Below are 19,270 nucleotides of genomic sequence, written 5' to 3'. Positions count from 1 at the left end.
GTATTAGGCACGCCGCCAGCGTTCATCCTGAGCCAGGATCAAACTCTCCAATAAAGTTAGTTTGTCTAGCATCTAAAATAAAAATTGACGTTTCACGTTGTTTGTTTCGTTTAGTTTTCAAAGTTCAACATCGCGTTTCAGCGACTTTTATAATATATCATAGTATATTGTTTTCGTCAACAAGTTTTTTCGATAACTTATATCTCTCATTTGCTGACTCTGCCTATTATATAGGCTTTCCCGTCCCTATGCAAGTATTATTATAAAAAAATAAAGAGGGGAGATATCTCCCCTCTTATTCTTCTGAAGAAACCTCTTCGCTCGTTTCTTCCTCATCATCTTTTTGTGCTTTTGCTACTGTCGCTACCTCTTGCTCATCCTCTAATCGAATTAGACGAACACCTTGTGTATTACGTCCCATTTGAGAGATTTGATCAACTGGCATACGAATAATAACACCCGCTGCTGTAATTAACATAATATCTTCATCACCTGTTACAGATTTAACAGCTACTAATTTCCCGTTTTTATCTGTAATATTACAAGTCTTCAGACCTTTACCACCACGGCTTTGTAGACGGTATTCATCAATCGGCGTACGTTTTCCATAACCATTTTTCGTTACAATTAAAACATTTACATCCTCTTCGACAATTTCCATACCTACAACTTGATCTTCTTCACCTAATGTAATTGCTTTTACACCAGCCGCGTTACGTCCCATAGAACGCACATCTTGCTCGTTAAAACGAATTAACATACCATTGCTTGTTCCTACAATAATATCCTTATCACCAGATGTTAAACGTACAGATATTACTTCATCCTCTTCACGAAGAGAGATTGCAATTAAGCCATTCGTACGGATATTTGCAAATGATGAAAGTGGTGTTCTCTTAGAGATACCTTGTTTTGTTGTGAAGAATAAGAATTCATCGTCACCAAATTCACGAATTGGAATAATGGCGTTAATCCATTCACCCTTATCTACACCTAATAGGTTAATAATAGGTATACCTTTCGCTGTACGACTATACTCTGGGATTTCATATCCTTTCGTACGGTATACTTTCCCCTTATTAGTGAAGAATAGAATATGATCATGCGTAGAAGTAGTTAATAAATGCTCTACGAAATCATCATCATTTGTCCCCATTCCTTGCACACCACGTCCACCACGGTTCTGTGTTTTATACGTGGAAGCTGGTAACCTCTTAATATAACCATTATGAGTTAACGTAATGGCGATATTTTGTTCTGGAATCAAGTCTTCATCTTCAATAGACTCCATACCACCAATTGTAATTTCTGTGCGTCTCTTATCATTGAAGCGCTCTTTTACTTCCGTTAATTCTTCACGAATAATCTCAAGAACCTTTTCTTCATCTGCTAAGATTGCTTTTAATTCAGCGATTAACTTCATTAAGTCCTGATATTCTTGTTCAATCTTTTCGCGTTCTAAACCTGTTAAACGTTGCAAACGCATATCTAAAATAGCTTGCGCTTGTTTTTCACTTAAGCCGAAACGTTCCATTAAACCTTGCTTTGCAATTTCCGCTGTTTTCGAACTACGAATTAATGTAATAACTTCATCCAGATGATCTAAGGCAATTCGTAATCCTTCTAAAATATGAGCACGCGCTTCTGCTTTTTCTAGTTCATAAGCTGTACGTCTACGAATTACTACCTTTTGATGTTCCAAGTAATGATATAAATTTTGTTTTAAGTTCAGCACTTGTGGCTCTCCATTTACAAGAGACAGCATGTTAATACCGAAACTTGTTTGAAGTGCTGTATGTTTATATAAGTTGTTTAATAATACATTAGCATTGGCATCACGACGTACTTCCATAACAATACGCATACCATTTCGATCTGATTCATCACGTAAATCTGTAATACCTTCAATTTTCTTATCGCGAACTAATTCTGCAATTTTTTCAATTAATCGCGCCTTATTTACTTGATAAGGTAGTTCCGTTACGATAATAGATTGTTTGCCATTTGACTTCTCTTCAATTTCAACTTTAGCACGAAGTATAATAGAACCGCGTCCTGTTTCATAAGCTCTACGAATACCACTTCTTCCTAAAATTAAACCTGCCGTCGGGAAATCTGGTCCTGGAATGCACTCCATTAATTCTGCAATAGTAATATCGGGATTATGACTTAATGCCAATACGCCATCAATTACTTCGCCAAGTTGATGCGGCGGAATATTCGTTGCCATACCAACTGCAATACCTGTCGTACCATTTACTAGTAAATTAGGAAAGCGCGCTGGTAATACAATCGGCTCTCTTTCAGAACCATCGTAGTTATCTTGATAATCAATCGTATTTTTTGAAATATCACGTATTAATTCCATAGAGATTTTAGACATTCTTGCTTCTGTATAACGCATTGCTGCCGCTGAATCTCCATCGACAGATCCAAAGTTACCATGCCCATCAACAAGCATATAACGTTGACTGAAATCTTGCGCCATACGTACCATTGTTTCATAAACAGCTGAATCACCATGAGGGTGATACTTACCGATTACTTCACCAACAATACGTGCTGATTTCTTATACGCTTTATCAGCTGTAATTCCTAAATCATTCATCGCATATAAAACCCTACGATGCACAGGTTTTAATCCATCACGAACATCTGGTAATGCACGAGATACGATAACACTCATTGCGTAATCTAAAAATGAGGTACGCATTTCATGACTAATATTAATTTCTCGAATTCGTGCTTGTTGTTGATTGTCTGACATCAACGAGCACCTCCTCTTACATTTCCGTTACACATACATTGATTTATATGTAGAAGACAGGAATACTCAGATTCCTGTCATTACTCATTTAAATATCAAGGTTTTTCACGTATTTTGCATTTTCTTGGATAAAGTTACGACGTGGCTCTACTTTATCCCCCATTAAAATTTCAAATGTTTCATCTGCTTCAATTGCATCTTGAAGGGAAACTTGGAGTAATGAACGCACTTCTGGGTCCATTGTTGTTTCCCAAAGCTGGGTTGGGTTCATTTCTCCTAAACCTTTGTAACGTTGGATACCAGGTTTAGGTTGAGCTGGTAATTCAGCTAAAATCTTTTCAAGCTCTTTTTCATTATAAGCATATTGAATTTTTTTACCTTGTTGTATTTTAAACAACGGTGGCTGTGCAATATAGATATAACCGTGTTCAATAATTTGACGCATATAACGATAGAAGAACGTTAATAATAGGGTACGAATATGCGCACCATCTACGTCGGCATCCGTCATAATAATAACTTTATGATAACGAGCTTTCTCGATATCAAAATCGCCGCCAATGTTCGTACCAATTGCAGTAATAATTGTACGCACTTCATCGTTAGATAAAATTTTATCCAATCTTGCTTTTTCAACGTTAATAATTTTACCTTTTAGCGGTAAAATCGCTTGGAAGTGACGATCACGCCCTTGTTTTGCTGATCCACCGGCAGAGTCACCCTCTACAATGTAAATTTCACTAATTGCTGGATCTTTCGAAGAGCAATCTGCTAATTTACCAGGTAAACTTGAAACTTCTAATGCGCTCTTGCGGCGTGTCAATTCACGTGCTTTTTTCGCTGCAACACGTGCACGTGCTGCCATCGTACCTTTTTCTACGATTTTTCGTGCAACATTCGGGTTTTCTAGTAAGAACTTTTCAAATGCCTCTGAAAACACAGACTCTGTAATCGTTCTTGCTTCACTATTCCCAAGTTTCGTCTTCGTTTGTCCTTCAAATTGTGGGTTTGGATGTTTAATTGATACAATTGCAGTTAAACCTTCACGAACATCCTCACCCGTTAAGTTACTGTCTGCATCTTTTAAAATACTATTTTTACGTCCATAATCGTTAATCACACGAGTTAAAGCTGTTTTAAACCCTACTTCATGTGTTCCACCTTCATACGTATGAATGTTATTCGTAAATGAGTAAATATTATTTGTATATCCTTCGTTATACTGTAAGGAAACCTCAACTTGAATACCATCTTTTGATCCTTCTACGTATACAGGTTCTTCATGGATTGGTTGTTTTGAGCGATTTAAATGCTCGACGTATGATTTAATTCCACCTTCATAATGGAATTCTTTCTTTTGCTTATGTTCACGTTTATCTTCAATTGTTAATTTAATATTACGATTTAAAAATGCTAATTCACGCATACGAGTTGCGAGCGTATCAAATTCGTATACTGTTGTTTCCTGAAAAATTTCTGGATCTGGTTTAAATCGAGTCATCGTTCCTGTTTGATCTGTGTCACCAATGACTTTTAAATCCGCAACCGGAATACCTCTTTCGTATTTTTGATAATGGATTTTACCTTCACGATGTACAAATACCTCTAGTTCTGTTGATAGGGCATTTACTACAGATGCCCCAACACCATGCAAACCACCAGAAACTTTATAACCGCCGCCGCCAAACTTACCACCAGCATGAAGAACGGTCATAATAACTTCTACAGCAGGACGTCCCATTTTTTCTTGTATACCAACTGGAATACCACGTCCATTATCCGTTACACGAATACTATTATCTTCTTCGATACTAACGTTAATTTCATCACAGTACCCTGCAAGTGCCTCATCAATACTATTATCGACGATTTCCCATACAAGATGGTGAAGTCCTTTTCCGCTTGTAGATCCAATATACATACCAGGGCGTTTTCGAACTGCTTCTAGCCCTTCAAGTACCTGTATTTGACTTTCATCATATGAATTTTCTTGCATTTGCTTTTGTTCCATTGACACAAAGATCACCTACTTTTCCATTTAAACAGGGATTACGCCCTATCTATTTCACAATCTACCGTGCCGTTCGTTACATGAATTGTTTTCGCTTCTTTTAATGTTTCGTGTTCAATTCCGTCGACACTCGTCGTTGTCACAAATGTTTGCACTTTTCCTTGAATTGTATTTAACAGATGCGATTGACGATAATCATCTAATTCTGATAATACATCATCCAATAGAAGAATCGGATATTCTTTAACTTCTGAGTAAATCAATTCAATTTCAGCTAATTTTAGGGACAGTGCGGTCGTTCGTTGTTGTCCTTGCGAACCAAAGACTTGAACATTTTTACTATTAACGAAGAATTGTAAATCATCACGATGAGGACCAATTAAAGTCGTACCACGGAAAATTTCACGTTGTTTCACGGATTGAAAACTTTCATAGTATACTTCTTTTATTTTCGACAAATCCATTGATTCTGATACATCTACACTCGGTTTATAGACAATTTCTAATTCTTCTAACCCACGGCTTATACCACGATGAATTGGAGCTGCCCATTCTTGTAGTAAATGCAAAAATTCAAAGCGTTTTTGCAAAATTTTTGTACCATGCTCAATAAGTTGAAGTGTAAATACATCCAACATCGTTTCCTCATTCTTACTATTCCCTTGCATCTTTTTTAGCAAGTGATTTCGTTGTGTGAGCACCTTTTGATATTGACTCAATTCATACAAATAGACCGGAGCTATTTGGCCTAATTCCATATCTAAAAAGCGTCTTCTTACTTGAGGGCTTCCTTTTACAAGATTTAAATCTTCTGGGGCAAACATGACAACATTCATCACGCCAATATATTGACTCAGTTTTTGTTGTTCAAGTTGATTTAATTTTGCCTTTTTACCTTTTTTCGAGATATTTAATTCCAAAGACAAAGAACTATTTCTCTTTTGTAGCTTTCCTTTAATTTGACCGAAATCTTCATCCCAACGGATAAGCTCGCGATCATTAGAGGTTCTATGAGATTTCGCCATCGCTAAAACATAAATAGCTTCCATCAAATTCGTTTTCCCTTGCGCATTCTCGCCGATAATTACATTTACCTTATCTTCAAAGGAAAGCTCTAACTTTTCATAATTGCGATAGTTTTTTAATTGTATTTCTGAAATAAACAAAGGGCTCCCCCTTTATGACTGAACTTGGAAACTTCCGCTTCCTGGAATTTCAATAATATCGTTCGCATATAGTTTGCGACCTCTTCTATTTTCAAGTTCTTGATTCACGTACACTTCATATTCTTGTAAAAACCATTTTACAGCGCCACCTGTATCAATTACATCGGCTAACTTTAAAAATTGCCCTAGTGTAATATACTCTGTTGAAATTTTAATACGTTTCATAAAATCGCTCACTTTCTGAAAGTGTTCATTCTTTCATTGTACTAAATAAACTAGCATTAGGAAAGTAATACCCAAAAATCAAATAAGGGCTACTAGCATCTGAAAACTAGCAACCCTTATTTCTTACTTAGTAAGTACGAACCGGTAAAATTAATTGAATAATGGATTCATCATTTACTGTACGAATTAAGAATGGTCTCATTGCTCCAGTAAAGCTAATCTTAATTTCAGTACTATCTAATGCTTTTAGTGCATCCATCATATATTTTGCACTAAAAGATATTTTTAACTCTTCTCCATCTACTTTTTCACATTGAACTTCTTCTACTACTTTTCCGATTTCTGGTGAATTCGAGGAAATTTCTAGCATTGCTTGCTCTAAAGTTGATAATTTTACAACATTATTACGACCATCTCTTGCTAAAAGAGATGCACGATCAATTGCTTGTAAAAATTCTTTTGTATTTACAAAAATATCTGTTTTGCTCTCCGCTGGAATTAAGCGAGTTGTATCAGGGTAATTTCCTTCTAACAATCTTGAGAAGAATAATAAATGTTTTGTACGGAATAATACTTGATACTCCGTAATAACGATATCTACCATTTCTTCAGACTCATCTAGAATTTTGCTTAATTCATTTAAACTTTTTCCTGGAATAACAACATTTGCTTGGAACTCATCTGCAATGCCTTCGATTTTTGCTTTTCGAAGAGCTAGTCTGTGACTATCTGTAGCAATGCCAGTTAGTTCGCTGTTATATACCTTCCAGTTTACACCTGTCAAGATTGGTCTTGTTTCAGAAGTGGAAACTGCAAATACAGTTTGTCTAATCATATGTTTAAGTAAATCCGTTGGAATCTTAAAAACATGATGTTCTTCAATTTGTGGTAACAATGGATATTCTGCAGAATCTAAACCATTTAAATTAAACTCTGATTTTCCAGAAGTTATTTTTGTCATCAAATGATTTTCCACAGAAATTTCTACAGTTTCTTTAGGCAACTTCTTTACAATTTCACTAAAATATTTAGCCTGTAAAACAATACTTCCTGATTGATTCACTTCTACGATTTCTTTTCCATTCTCTTCAACTGGAATGAAAGATTCAATTGAAATATCAGCATCGCTTCCTGTTAATGTAACTCCTTCTTCCGTAGCGACAACTTTAATCCCCGTAAGGATCGGAATTGTTGTACGAGAAGAAACAGCCTTCATTACATCTTGTACACTTCTTACAAGATAGTCTTTTTGTATTGTAAAACGCATAAAGAAAAACCTCCGGTAAGTATAAGATTTTATTTAATTAATAAAGATAAAAAATAGTAGTAATAGTAATAGGGCTTGTGGATATGTGGATAACCCTGTTAAAGGATGTAAAAACAGTCTATCTACATGTGGATAGACTGTGCGTAAAACAAGGAAAGTTATTCACACTATTCAGCTACTACTTTAAAATATCGTTAATTTCTTCAACTTGCTTTTGTAATTGCGTATCCGTCTTAAGTAGCTTAGAAATTTTTTCATGAGCATGGATAACTGTTGTATGATCACGTCCACCGAATTCTTCACCTATTTTAGGTAAGGAGGAGTCTGTCAGTTCACGTGATAAATACATTGCAATTTGGCGAGGGAAGGCAACTGATTTCGTTCGCTTTTTCGCCTTGAAATCTTCCAATTTTACTTGATAAACATCTCCTACAGCTTTTTGAATATCATAAATGGAGATAATTTTTGGTTTAGAATTTGGAATAATATCTTTAAGTGCTTCGGCTGCTAAATCAGCATTAATATCTTTGTTAATTAAAGATGAATAAGCTACAACTCGGATGAGTGCACCTTCTAGTTCACGAATATTTGAATCGATTTGATTTGCAATATAAAGCATGACCTCATTTGGTATATCAAGTCCTTCAGCCTTTGCCTTTTTGCGCAAAATTGCAATCCGCGTTTCTAAATCTGGTGGCGTAATATCCGTAATGAGTCCCCATTCAAAGCGAGAACGAAGACGATCTTCTAAAGTTGGAATTTCTTTTGGTGGCCGATCACTGGAAATTACAATTTGTTTACTTTCTTCGTGTAATGCATTGAATGTATGGAAAAACTCTTCTTGAGTTTGTTCTTTTCCCGCTAAAAATTGAATATCATCTATCAATAAAACATCCACATTGCGGTATTTATTACGAAAATCGACAGCTTTATTATCACGAATAGAATTAATGAATTCATTTGTAAATTTTTCTGATGATAAATATACAACTTTGGCATTTGGGTTATGTTCAATTACATAATGACCAATTGCATGCATTAAATGGGTCTTTCCAAGTCCAACTCCCCCATAAATAAAGAGGGGATTATATGCTTTAGCTGGCGCTTCGGCTACGGCCAATGAAGCAGCGTGAGCAAAACGGTTACCAGAGCCAATAACAAACGTATCAAACGTATATTTTGGATTTAGCATACTCTGTGGTAAATGATTAGAATCATCTTGTGCTGAATTCGGTTTAGAAGGAGGAAGATCGATCTCCTCTTCAGCTTGACTTTGGGGAATAATAAAGCGAATAGCTAATTTTGCCCCTGTTAAATCATAAAGTGTTTCTGAAATTAGCTCTGAATAATGAGATTCTAGCCAATCGCGGGCGAATTCATTTGGAGCCGTAATTGTTAATACATCTTTCTTTAAATTATGTGCGGTCGTTGATTTTAACCATGTTTCATAACTTGGTTTACTGACCTTTTTTTCTAGTTCTTTTAAGGCGCTGTTCCATAAATCAGAGATGTTTTCCAAAGGTGTCCCTCCTTTACTAAGATGGTAAAAGAATAAGGTTGCGCAACAAATGTACAACCTAAATAAATATAAAATGTATATTTATACGAAACGTATTTTAAAACCTAAAAACGTCGTTTGTATATGAGATAGGGTTTTCGACAAAAAAAGCAAATGTGGATAATCATTTACCCACATGTGATTAAAACTGTCCACATGTTATACACAAATTGTGGATAAGATAAAGATGTGGAAAACTTATTCAAAGTGAAAACACAACTATAATATCAAAAAAAAGTAGCTATAGCAATGAAATTAAGAAAGTTATCCACAAAATCAATACCTTGTGGAATAAACTTGTCCACAACACGATATACTGTGTAAAAGTACGAAAAGAGTTTGTGGATATAAAAAACAAGAAAAAATATTTATCCACAAGGAAATATAGCGTCTGTGAAAAAGTATGTGAATAGGTTCAAAATGAATATTTGATGAAAATTTCTAGAACCATTGACATTTTCCTAGTTGATTAACTATAATTTATAAGACTGTCTTTAACAGATATTCCTCAGGGAGGTGTCATATAATGAAAAGAACTTACCAACCAAATAAACGTAAGCGCAGCAAAGTACATGGTTTCCGCAGCCGTATGAGCACAGCGAACGGACGTAAAGTGCTAGCAGCTCGTCGTCGTAAAGGAAGAAAAGTATTATCTGCGTAGACCACTGATCGTTCAGTGGTCTTTTTTTCTAATAATAGTGAATTTCCGCTGATGAACTACAGGAGTGTCAATTGATATGAAGAAAAAACATCGTATAAAAAAGAATGATGAATTCCAGACGGTTTTTCAAAAAGGAAAATCGACTGCGAATCGTCAATTTGTTGTGTATCAACTAGATAAAGAAGAGCAGCCAAACTTTCGTATTGGCCTTTCTGTCAGCAAGAAAATAGGAAATGCAGTAGTGCGTAACCGAATTAAACGTATGATTCGCCAGTCGATCACAGAATTAAAAGATGAGATAGATTCTGGAAAAGATTTTGTTATAATAGCAAGGAAGCCTTGTGCAGAGATGACATATGAAGAATTGAAGAAAAGCTTAATTCATGTCTTTAAACGCTCTGGTATGAAAAGAATAAAAAAGTAGCGTAAGGAAATGAATTACACTATATACATACCGATACAAGGAGGAGTAGGCTTTGAAAAAGAAATTAGGTTTACTAGCCATGGTTGTTGCATTAATGGCGATTACTGCTGGCTGTAGTGAAGTAAATCAGCCAATTACACCAAAAAGCACTGGAATTTGGAATGAATACTTCGTATACCCGCTTTCTCAGTTAATTACGTATTTTGCCAACTTATTTGGTAGTAATTACGGTTTAGCGATTGTTGTTACAACTCTTATTATTCGTTTTGCATTATTACCATTAATGATTAAACAAACGAAGAGTACGAAAGCAATGCAAGCGTTACAACCAGAAATGGTGAAGTTAAAAGAGAAATATAGTTCTAAAGATCAAGCAACGCAGCAAAAACTACAACAAGAAATGATGCAGTTGTATCAAAAAAATGGTGTAAATCCATTAGCAGGATGTTTACCAATCTTTGTTCAGATGCCTATTTTATTCGCGTTTTACCATGCGATTATGAGAACATCAGAAATTAGTAAGCATACATTCTTATGGTTCGACTTAGGACAAGCAGATCCGTTATATATTTTACCGATTGTTGCAGCAATTACGACATTTATTCAGCAAAAACTTGCTATGGCAGGAACTGCTGGTCAAAATCCGCAAATGGCAATGATGATTTGGTTAATGCCAATCATGATTTTAATCTTTGCAATTAACTTCCCAGCTGCATTATCACTTTACTGGGTTGTTGGTAATATCTTTGGTATCGCTCAAATGTACTTGATCAAAGGGCCGGAAATTAAGGCTAGTAAGGCAGGAGGATCAAGCAAGTGAGTATAATTACTGCTAAAGGACAAACAGTCGAGCTGGCAGTACAGGATGCTTTAAGGCAATTAAATGTTTCAAAAGACCGAGTATATATAAATATTATCGATGAGGGTAAGAGAGGGTTCTTAGGCTTATTTGGGAACCGACCTGCAGTAGTAGAAGTTGTATTGAAGAAAGATCCAATTCAAGAATGTGAAGAATATTTAAAAAATGTTATTCACGATATGGGTGTGGAAGCTGAGATTAGTAAAATTGTAAAAGGACGAGAAGTTGAATTTACAATTTACGGCGAAAATGTAGGTGTTTTAATTGGGAAAAGAGGAAACACCTTGAATTCTTTACAGTATTTAACAAAACTTGTGGCGAATCGTAATACGAAGCAGTACATTGGTATCACATTAGATGCTGAAAATTATCGTAGTAAAAGAAAAGCTACGTTAGAAGCACTTTCTTATCGATTAGCAAAACAAGTGGTAAGTACGAAAAAAAGAGTTGTATTGGAGCCTATGCCATCTTTTGAACGAAAGATTATCCACCAAGCATTATCTAATCATCAAAATATCATTACAACTTCTGAAGGAAAAGAACCACATCGACATGTTGTAATATCTTCCAAGTGACCGGTTACTCAATTGAGTGCCGGTTTTTTTGAGGGGAAAATAGGTGTGGATAACTAAAAACACTAAACTTATCCACTGTGAATAAGTTTAGTGTTTTTTACATGAGGACATAATAAAATGAGTTATTATTCTTTTGTAGATAGGTTCGTTATGGTATTCTAATAATTTAGTGAAGAAAATAATCATGTTGAAATAGAGATAAATAAGCAAGTGAGGTGAAAGGACATGGAATTTGATACAATTGCCGCGATTTCCACAGCGCTTGGAGAGGGTGCAATTGCCATTGTTCGAGTAAGTGGGGATGATGCGGTTGAAAAAGTTAATCGTATTTTTAAAGGGAAGGATTTAACAGAGGTTCCTTCTCATACAATTCATTATGGTCATATTGTTGATTTAGATACAAATCAGGTTATTGAAGAAGTAATGGTGTCCATTATGCGTGCACCAAGGACTTTTACACGTGAAAATATAGTAGAAATTAACTGTCATGGTGGACTTGTTTCGGTAAATAAAGTATTGCAGCTTATTTTAGCGCAAGGGGTAAGATTAGCAGAGCCTGGTGAATTTACAAAACGTGCTTTTTTAAATGGCCGTATTGATTTATCACAAGCAGAAGCTGTTATGGACTTAATCCGTGCAAAAACAGATCGTGCAATGAACGTAGCGATTAATCAAATGGAGGGACGATTATCTAAATTAATCGGCCGTCTGCGTCAGGACATATTAGAAACGTTAGCTCATGTTGAGGTAAACATAGATTACCCGGAATATGATGATGTGGAAGAAATGACACATAATATTTTAATTGAGAAAGCTACACATGTTCGTGCTGAAATTGCAAAAATATTAGAAACATCAAAGCAAGGAAAGATTTTACGTGAGGGTATTGCTACTGCAATCATCGGTAGACCTAATGTTGGGAAATCATCGCTATTAAATAGTCTCGTTCAGGAGAAAAAGGCAATTGTAACTGATATTGCAGGAACAACTCGTGATGTTATTGAAGAGTACGTTAATGTGCGTGGTGTACCACTTAAACTTATAGATACGGCCGGAATTCGTGAAACAGAAGATGTTGTTGAACGAATTGGTGTAGAGCGTTCAAAAGAAATGATGAGTCAAGCTGATTTAGTGTTAGTTGTCGTTAATTATAGCGAAGCTTTAACGAATGAGGATGAAGATCTATTCCGTGCTGTACAAGGAAAAGATTTCATTGTTATTGTAAATAAGACAGATTTACCGCAAGCAATTGATATGGAACGTGTTATAGAATTGGCAGAGGGAAATCGTGTTATTACAACGTCGTTAATTGAGGAACAGGGAATAGATGAGCTTGAAACGGCAATCGCTGATTTATTCTTTGAAGGAACAATTGATTCCGCAGATGTAACATATGTTTCTAACGCGAGACATATTGGATTATTAACACAAGCAGGAAAAACAATTGGAGATGCAATTGAGGCGATAGAAAATGGTGTTCCAATTGATATGGTGCAGATTGATTTAACAAGAACGTGGGAAATACTTGGTGAAATTACTGGTGACACCGTTCATGAAAGCTTAATTGACCAGTTGTTCTCTCAATTTTGTTTAGGAAAATAATATAGTGATGTTTCAGAAAGATAGAGATTATTAGGAGGAATAAACAATGGGATACAATGCCGGTTCATACGATGTCATAGTAATCGGTGCAGGTCATGCAGGATGTGAAGCTGGTCTTGCGGCAGCACGAATGGGCTCCAAAACATTAATGTTAACAATTAACTTAGATATGGTAGCGTTTATGCCATGTAACCCTTCTGTTGGTGGACCAGCAAAAGGGATTGTTGTTCGTGAAATTGATGCATTAGGCGGAGAAATGGGACGCAACATTGATAAAACGCATATTCAAATGCGTATGTTAAATACAGGTAAAGGGCCAGCTGTACGCGCACTTCGAGCACAAGCAGATAAGTTCTCTTACCAGCATGAATTAAAGAAAACAATTGAAGAAACACCAAACTTAACGTTGTTCCAAGGAATGGTAGAGCGTTTAATCGTTGAAGACGGCGAATGTAAAGGGGTAATTACGCAAGCTGGTGCTGAATATACAGCAAAGACAGTCGTAATTACGACTGGAACGTTTTTACGTGGTGAGATTATTATGGGAGATTTAAAATATTCGAGTGGTCCAAATAATCAACAACCATCTATTACTTTATCGGAACATTTAGAGGAGCTTGGATTTGATCTTGTTAGATTTAAAACAGGTACACCTCCGCGCGTAAATAGTAATACGATTGATTACAGTAAAACAGAAATTCAGCCAGGTGATGATAAGCCACGAGCTTTCTCTTTTGAAACGACAAAGTTTATTATGGATCAAATTCCATGTTGGTTAACGTATACGAGTACGGAAACACATCGTTTAATAGATGAAAACCTACATCGCTCAGCTATGTATTCTGGTATGATTAAGGGAACAGGTCCTAGATATTGTCCTTCAATTGAAGACAAGGTAGTAAGGTTTAATGATAAACCGCGTCATCAAATTTTCTTAGAGCCAGAAGGACGTAACACACAAGAAGTGTACGTACAAGGTTTATCCACAAGCTTACCAGAAGACGTACAGCGTGATATGCTTAGAACAATCCCTGGTCTAGAAAATGTTGAAATGATGCGTACAGGTTATGCAATTGAATATGATGCAATTGTGCCAACGCAACTATGGCCAACACTTGAAACGAAAAAAATTAAAAATTTATATACAGCAGGACAAATTAACGGAACTTCTGGTTACGAAGAGGCGGCAGGACAAGGGCTTATGGCCGGAATTAATGCAGCATGTCGTTCTTTAGGTAAAAAAGAAGTGATTTTAGGTCGTGAGGATGCTTATATTGGTGTCTTAATTGATGATCTTGTAACGAAAGGTACGAATGAACCATATCGTTTATTAACGTCTCGTGCAGAGTATCGTCTATTATTACGCCATGATAATGCGGATCTTCGTTTAACTGAAATTGGTCATGAAATTGGATTAATTAAAGAAGAACGCTATGAGCGATTTACAAATAAAAAATTACAAATTGAACAGGAAAAGGAACGTTTAAGTAGCATTATTATTAAACCACGTCCTGAAGTTCAAGAATTAATTCGCAATATTGGTGGAAGTGAATTGAAAGATGGAATACGTGCAAGTGACTTATTACGTCGTCCAGAGATGACATATGAGCATATTCATCTTTTAGTACCAAGTGAAGTAGAATTAAGTGATGAAGTTACAGAACAAGTTGAAATTCAGATTAAGTACGAAGGATATATCGAAAAATCTTTACAGCAAGTAGAGCGTATGAAAAAGATGGAAAGTAAAAAAATTCCTGTCGATATTGATTATGATGCGATTTCTAGCCTTGCATCAGAAGCTAGACAGAAATTGAAAGATGTTCGTCCACTTTCAGTGGGGCAGGCTTCACGTATATCGGGCGTAAATCCAGCGGACATTTCCATTTTACTTGTGTATATTGAACAAGGAAAAATTGCGCGAGTATCGAACCAATAAATAGTAAGGAGATATTGTTAGATGAACATAGAACAATTTCAATCTATGCTAGAAGAGAAGGGTATCACCCTCTCTTCTAGACAGTTAGAGCAGTTCGAAATCTACTTCGAAACATTAGTAGAATGGAATGGAAAAATGAATTTAACGGCTATTACGGAAAAAGAGGAAGTATATTTAAAACACTTTTTTGATTCCATTACAGCTGCTTTTTATTACGATTTTTCAAAACCATTCTCAATTTGTGATGTTGGCGCAGGAGCTGGATTCCCAAGTATTCCTTTAAAAATCTGTTTCCCGCATTTAAAAGTGACGATTGTAGACTCATTGCAAAAACGTATTAATTTCTTAAATCATTTAGCACAAAAGTTGGAATTGAGTGACGTCGCGTTTTGTCATGATCGTGCTGAAACATTTGGAAAAAAAGAAGGTGTACGTGAAGCGTACGACATTGTAATGGCACGTGCAGTCGCACGTCTTTCAGTATTAAGTGAGCTGTGTTTACCACTTGTAAAAGTTGGGGGAACATTCATTGCAATGAAAGGTGCTGCAGCAAACGAAGAAATTGAAAATGGCAAGTATGCTTTAGAGGTGCTAGGCGGAGATTTAAAAGAAATGTCTACGTTCCAATTACCGTTTGAAGAAAGTGAACGTAATATTTTATTAATCGAGAAAAAGCGCAAGACACCAAAGAAATATCCACGCAAACCGGGAACACCCAATAAATTACCTATTGAAAAATAAATCTTATTAGACGTAAGATTAAATTATATAAATGAAAACGTAAATGTTTCATAGGAAACATTTTATGGAGAATAGTCAATAGGCCTAAAGGTGGTGGAATATGTATGAAAAATACGTTTTCTCGTTTATTTGGCTTTGGAGATAAAGAGAGCGAATTCGAATTACAAGACGAAAGCCATGAAGAAATAGATAAAAAGGTATATGAAGAAATACAAGAAATTCCGATAGTAAATATTACCCCTAACCGTTATCAACCACGAACAGTTTTTGATGACGCGCGTATTGAGGAACTAGCATTAACGATTCGTACACATGGACTTATTCAGCCAATTGTTGTGAGGCAATATGAGGATGATAAGTACGAGATTATTGCTGGAGAAAGGCGTTTCCGTGCAGCAACAAAGTTAGGGTGGGAAAAGGTTCCTGCAATTATAAAAAACTTAAATGATACAGAAACAGCTTCTGTGGCTTTAATTGAAAACTTGCAACGTGAGGAACTAACAGCAATCGAGGAAGCTGTGGCATATCAAAAGCTAATTGAGTTACATAATTTAACGCAAGAAGCATTGGCACAAAGACTCGGAAAAGGACAATCCACAATCGCAAATAAGTTGCGATTGTTAAAGTTGCCTGAAGAAATAAAAAATGCGTTATTAGAAAAAAGTATTACAGAACGCCATGCCCGTGCGCTCATCCCTTTAAAGAATGAGGAATTACAACTGAAGGTTTTACAGGAAATTGTGGAGAAACAATTGAATGTAAAGCAAACAGAGGAACGAATTGCGAAATTACTAGAGGAAGCAAAACCGAAGCGTAAGGCAAAGCAAAAAGCAGTAAGTCGAGATACGAGAATTGCCATGAATACAATTAGGCAGTCATTACAAATGGTTGCTGACAGTGGTTTAAATGTTAATTCTGAGGAAGAAGAGTTTGACGAGTACTATCAAATTACAATTCAAATTCCGAAGAAAAAATAATAATGGCGTGTTAGAGACCTGATCCTATTGGATAGGTCTCTTTTACTATATTTTCTTGTTAGATGAAGAAGGAGTTTACAAATAAATTTTGAAGTTTAATAAGGACGTAAAAGAAAAACTTTTATTTCATGTTACAATAAACGTAATTGTTACTAGAATAAGATAGAAAGGTTGAAAGTAGGTGACATCATGGGAAAAATCATTGCTATAGCCAATCAAAAGGGTGGCGTTGGAAAAACAACAACATCTGTTAATTTAGGGGCTGGATTGGCACAAGTAGGTAAAAAGGTCCTTCTTGTAGATATTGATGCTCAAGGAAATGCAACGACGGGTGTGGGAATTGAAAAATCCGAATTAGATCAATGTATTTACAATGTTCTTGTGGAAGATGCAGATGTTCAAGGGGTTATACAGAAAACCGCAACTGAAAACTTAGATGTTCTACCCGCTACAATTCAATTAGCAGGCGCTGAAATTGAATTGGTACCGACTATTTCCCGGGAAGTACGTTTGCAAAGGGCATTACAGCCAGTTCGTGATGAATATGATTATATTATTATCGACTGTCCCCCGTCCTTAGGGTTATTAACGATTAATGCATTAACTGCAGCAGATTCTGTTATTATTCCTGTTCAATGCGAATATTACGCACTAGAAGGGTTAAGTCAGCTATTAAATACAGTTCGACTTGTGCAAAAGCACTTAAATAAAAATCTAGCAATTCAAGGCGTATTGCTAACAATGTTAGATGCCCGTACAAATTTAGGGATTCAGGTTATAGATGAAGTGAAAAAATACTTTAGAGATAAAGTATACCGTTCGATTATCCCTCGTAATGTTCGTTTGAGTGAAGCACCAAGTCATGGGAAACCAATTATGCAGTATGACGCTAAATCAAGAGGGGCAGAAGTATATATAGATTTAGCAGAGGAAGTGATTGCAGGTGGCTAAAGGATTAGGAAGAGGAATCAATGTGTTTTTTCCTGATTTAGATGTGAAAGAAGAAGAGACAATTCAGGAGATTACGATAACTGAATTAAGACCGAATCCATATCAACCACGTAAACACTTTAATAAAGAGGCGATTCAGGAATTATCGGCCTCTATTAAAGAGCACGGCATATTACAACCATTGATTGCTAGAAAGAGTATTAAAGGATATGAAATTGTTGCAGGTGAAAGAAGATATCGTGCTGCTAAAGAGGCGGGACTCGAAAAAGTACCTGCCGTTGTAAGACAATTAAATGAACAGCAAATGATGGAGTTTGCATTGCTTGAAAACTTACAACGAGAAGATTTAAATCCAATGGAAGAAGCAATGGCATATCAAATGTTAATGAATGAGCTAAATGTGACGCAAGAACAATTAGCAAAACGTCTTGGTAAGAGTAGACCTTACATTGCAAACTATACGCGATTATTAAGCCTCCCTTCTTTTGTGCAAGATATGATTGCAAACGGTCAACTTTCAATGGCTCATGGGAGAACTTTACTTACGATAAAAGATGAAGAGCAGTTGAAATCTTTACTGAAACGAATTGAAAAAGAAGGATTAAATGTTCGTCAATTAGAGAAAATTGTTCAGGAGATTAATCAACGCGTTTCACGTGAAACAAAACAAGTAAAAAAAGAGAGAAACATATTTTTCGTAGAACGCGAAACGTTCTTAAGAGAAAAGTTTGGCACAGAGGTAAAAATTAAAGAAACAAAAAAGGAAAAAGGTAAAATCGAAATTGAATTTTTCAATAAAGAAGATTTAAATCGTATTTTAGAATTATTAGCGCAGCAAAACTAAAAAGCAAACCATCTTATTATTTATAGATGGTTTGCTTTTTTTAATACAGATAATTTTTGGTCTGTTTCTATTATGCTTTGTGCAATTACATCAGCCATTTTCATAACTAAACTTAATCTTGTATTTTGCAGGACGAAAAACTCCATAAAACCATTTAGATTTACGATGCCATGAATATGTAAATCACCAACTGCTGGTAATTTCTTATTCATCGCAGCTCCGGGTTTACTAGGTCCCATTCCGGTAGTGATGGAACCGATACTTTGAGATTTTCCTAAACAAGCATCAACCGCAATTATAAATGAAGCAGGATTATCTTTCTGTATATTCTGAATTTTTTCTTCTAAATTTAGCGCATGTACTGGTTCATCTAGTGTGCCGAACACTTGGAAGTTTGTAATTCCTACTTGTTCTAGTTTCGTACCGACTAATGGCCCGAGTGCATCGCCTGTAGAACGATCTGTTCCGATACAAACGAGAATAATTGGTATATGAGTCTTAATAGGGATGTGGGAAAGTAAGAAGTTACTAATTGTCTCAGAGGCTTCTAAATCTTGGTGCATAACGTTTTGAGTTTCTTTTTCGAAAAAAGGTAAGCGAAAACTTCCAATATTCATGAAGCACCCATCCTTTTAATAAATTTTCAAAATATGTTATATGGTGAGTAAAATGGAAAACTATAAGTGCGTACTTGCTGTAAAACTTA

General features: G+C 35.7%; 17 protein-coding genes. 10 read left to right on the top strand and 7 right to left on the bottom strand.

The window, feature by feature from the left end:
* Positions 1–295: 295 nt before the first annotated feature.
* The 6 genes from gyrA to dnaA all read right to left on the bottom strand — a co-directional run bounded on the left by gyrA (position 296) and on the right by dnaA (position 8,955).
* On the bottom strand, positions 296–2,767 hold the full coding sequence (gene gyrA / locus MR070_RS20880; RefSeq protein WP_001282850.1) for a DNA gyrase subunit A: 2,472 nt from the start codon (positions 2,765–2,767) through the stop codon (positions 296–298).
* A gap of 88 nt (positions 2,768–2,855) precedes the next feature.
* A complete protein-coding gene (gene gyrB, locus MR070_RS20875; RefSeq protein ID WP_242261943.1) occupies positions 2,856–4,778 on the bottom strand; it encodes a DNA topoisomerase (ATP-hydrolyzing) subunit B in 1,923 nt (640 codons plus the stop codon).
* Between the two features lie 38 nt (positions 4,779–4,816).
* A complete protein-coding gene (recF, locus tag MR070_RS20870) occupies positions 4,817–5,944 on the bottom strand; it encodes a DNA replication/repair protein RecF (protein WP_000470750.1) in 1,128 nt (375 codons plus the stop codon).
* A gap of 12 nt (positions 5,945–5,956) precedes the next feature.
* A complete protein-coding gene (gene yaaA, locus MR070_RS20865; RefSeq protein ID WP_000821367.1) occupies positions 5,957–6,169 on the bottom strand; it encodes a S4 domain-containing protein YaaA in 213 nt (70 codons plus the stop codon).
* A gap of 127 nt (positions 6,170–6,296) precedes the next feature.
* Positions 6,297–7,436 (bottom strand): DNA polymerase III subunit beta, encoded by a 1,140-nt coding sequence (gene dnaN, locus MR070_RS20860; RefSeq protein WP_001212896.1) that lies wholly within the window; start codon positions 7,434–7,436, stop codon positions 6,297–6,299.
* Between the two features lie 178 nt (positions 7,437–7,614).
* Positions 7,615–8,955: a chromosomal replication initiator protein DnaA gene (dnaA, locus tag MR070_RS20855; RefSeq protein WP_000428025.1), complete on the bottom strand. Its 1,341-nt coding sequence runs from the start codon at positions 8,953–8,955 to the stop codon at positions 7,615–7,617.
* Positions 8,956–9,520: 565 nt separating this feature from the next.
* Between dnaA and rpmH the strand changes: the two genes are divergently transcribed.
* From rpmH to spo0J, 10 genes are all read left to right on the top strand, one after another.
* Positions 9,521–9,655 (top strand): 50S ribosomal protein L34, encoded by a 135-nt coding sequence (rpmH, locus tag MR070_RS20850; RefSeq protein WP_000831901.1) that lies wholly within the window; start codon positions 9,521–9,523, stop codon positions 9,653–9,655.
* Between the two features lie 76 nt (positions 9,656–9,731).
* On the top strand, positions 9,732–10,079 hold the full coding sequence (gene rnpA, locus MR070_RS20845; RefSeq protein WP_000726629.1) for a ribonuclease P protein component: 348 nt from the start codon (positions 9,732–9,734) through the stop codon (positions 10,077–10,079).
* Positions 10,080–10,131: 52 nt separating this feature from the next.
* Positions 10,132–10,899, top strand: a complete 768-nt coding sequence (spoIIIJ, locus tag MR070_RS20840; RefSeq protein ID WP_242261942.1) for a YidC family membrane integrase SpoIIIJ — start codon at positions 10,132–10,134, stop codon at positions 10,897–10,899.
* Positions 10,896–11,513, top strand: a complete 618-nt coding sequence (gene jag, locus MR070_RS20835; RefSeq protein ID WP_000022810.1) for an RNA-binding cell elongation regulator Jag/EloR — start codon at positions 10,896–10,898, stop codon at positions 11,511–11,513. The genes spoIIIJ and jag overlap by 4 nt, the downstream gene beginning before the upstream one ends.
* A gap of 225 nt (positions 11,514–11,738) precedes the next feature.
* Positions 11,739–13,115: a tRNA uridine-5-carboxymethylaminomethyl(34) synthesis GTPase MnmE gene (mnmE, locus tag MR070_RS20830; protein WP_000393775.1), complete on the top strand. Its 1,377-nt coding sequence runs from the start codon at positions 11,739–11,741 to the stop codon at positions 13,113–13,115.
* Between the two features lie 46 nt (positions 13,116–13,161).
* Positions 13,162–15,051, top strand: coding sequence for a tRNA uridine-5-carboxymethylaminomethyl(34) synthesis enzyme MnmG (gene mnmG / locus MR070_RS20825; protein ID WP_000541033.1), 1,890 nt, complete (start codon positions 13,162–13,164; stop codon positions 15,049–15,051).
* Between the two features lie 21 nt (positions 15,052–15,072).
* Complete coding sequence (gene rsmG, locus MR070_RS20820) at positions 15,073–15,792, top strand: 16S rRNA (guanine(527)-N(7))-methyltransferase RsmG (protein WP_242261941.1); 720 nt, start codon at positions 15,073–15,075, stop codon at positions 15,790–15,792.
* A gap of 104 nt (positions 15,793–15,896) precedes the next feature.
* Positions 15,897–16,769 (top strand): nucleoid occlusion protein, encoded by an 873-nt coding sequence (noc, locus tag MR070_RS20815; protein ID WP_000799023.1) that lies wholly within the window; start codon positions 15,897–15,899, stop codon positions 16,767–16,769.
* A 189-nt stretch (positions 16,770–16,958) separates the two neighbouring features.
* Positions 16,959–17,720 (top strand): sporulation initiation inhibitor protein Soj, encoded by a 762-nt coding sequence (gene soj / locus MR070_RS20810; RefSeq protein ID WP_000516114.1) that lies wholly within the window; start codon positions 16,959–16,961, stop codon positions 17,718–17,720.
* Positions 17,713–18,564, top strand: a complete 852-nt coding sequence (spo0J, locus tag MR070_RS20805; protein ID WP_001051838.1) for a stage 0 sporulation protein Spo0J — start codon at positions 17,713–17,715, stop codon at positions 18,562–18,564. Before soj ends, spo0J begins: the two co-directional genes overlap by 8 nt.
* Positions 18,565–18,584: 20 nt before the next feature.
* On the opposite strand, the gene yyaC is transcribed toward spo0J, so the two are convergent.
* Positions 18,585–19,181 carry a spore protease YyaC gene (gene yyaC, locus MR070_RS20800; RefSeq protein ID WP_242261940.1) on the bottom strand — a complete coding sequence of 199 codons (597 nt, stop codon included), beginning with the start codon at positions 19,179–19,181 and terminating at the stop codon, positions 18,585–18,587.
* Positions 19,182–19,270 lie beyond the last annotated feature (89 nt).

This window comes from Bacillus cereus group sp. BfR-BA-01453 (assembly GCF_022662915.1).
In the GTDB taxonomy this organism is placed as follows: Bacteria; Bacillota; Bacilli; order Bacillales; family Bacillaceae_G; genus Bacillus_A; species Bacillus_A paranthracis.
The sequence above is the reverse complement of the archived record's forward strand: the minus strand, read 5'-3'. Positions and strand labels throughout refer to the sequence as shown.

What these genes read in the sequence shown, in the direction of transcription:
- gyrA (WP_001282850.1), bottom strand. Translation starts at nt 2,767, where the DNA reads ATGTCAGACAATCAACAACAAGCACGAATTCGAGAAATTAATATTAGT.
- gyrB (WP_242261943.1), bottom strand. Translation starts at nt 4,778, where the DNA reads ATGGAACAAAAGCAAATGCAAGAAAATTCATATGATGAAAGTCAAATA.
- yaaA (WP_000821367.1), bottom strand. Translation starts at nt 6,169, where the DNA reads ATGAAACGTATTAAAATTTCAACAGAGTATATTACACTAGGGCAATTT.
- dnaN (WP_001212896.1), bottom strand. Translation starts at nt 7,436, where the DNA reads ATGCGTTTTACAATACAAAAAGACTATCTTGTAAGAAGTGTACAAGAT.
- rpmH (WP_000831901.1), top strand. Translation starts at nt 9,521, where the DNA reads ATGAAAAGAACTTACCAACCAAATAAACGTAAGCGCAGCAAAGTACAT.
- rnpA (WP_000726629.1), top strand. Translation starts at nt 9,732, where the DNA reads ATGAAGAAAAAACATCGTATAAAAAAGAATGATGAATTCCAGACGGTT.
- mnmE (WP_000393775.1), top strand. Translation starts at nt 11,739, where the DNA reads ATGGAATTTGATACAATTGCCGCGATTTCCACAGCGCTTGGAGAGGGT.
- mnmG (WP_000541033.1), top strand. Translation starts at nt 13,162, where the DNA reads ATGGGATACAATGCCGGTTCATACGATGTCATAGTAATCGGTGCAGGT.
- rsmG (WP_242261941.1), top strand. Translation starts at nt 15,073, where the DNA reads ATGAACATAGAACAATTTCAATCTATGCTAGAAGAGAAGGGTATCACC.
- noc (WP_000799023.1), top strand. Translation starts at nt 15,897, where the DNA reads ATGAAAAATACGTTTTCTCGTTTATTTGGCTTTGGAGATAAAGAGAGC.
- soj (WP_000516114.1), top strand. Translation starts at nt 16,959, where the DNA reads ATGGGAAAAATCATTGCTATAGCCAATCAAAAGGGTGGCGTTGGAAAA.
- yyaC (WP_242261940.1), bottom strand. Translation starts at nt 19,181, where the DNA reads ATGAATATTGGAAGTTTTCGCTTACCTTTTTTCGAAAAAGAAACTCAA.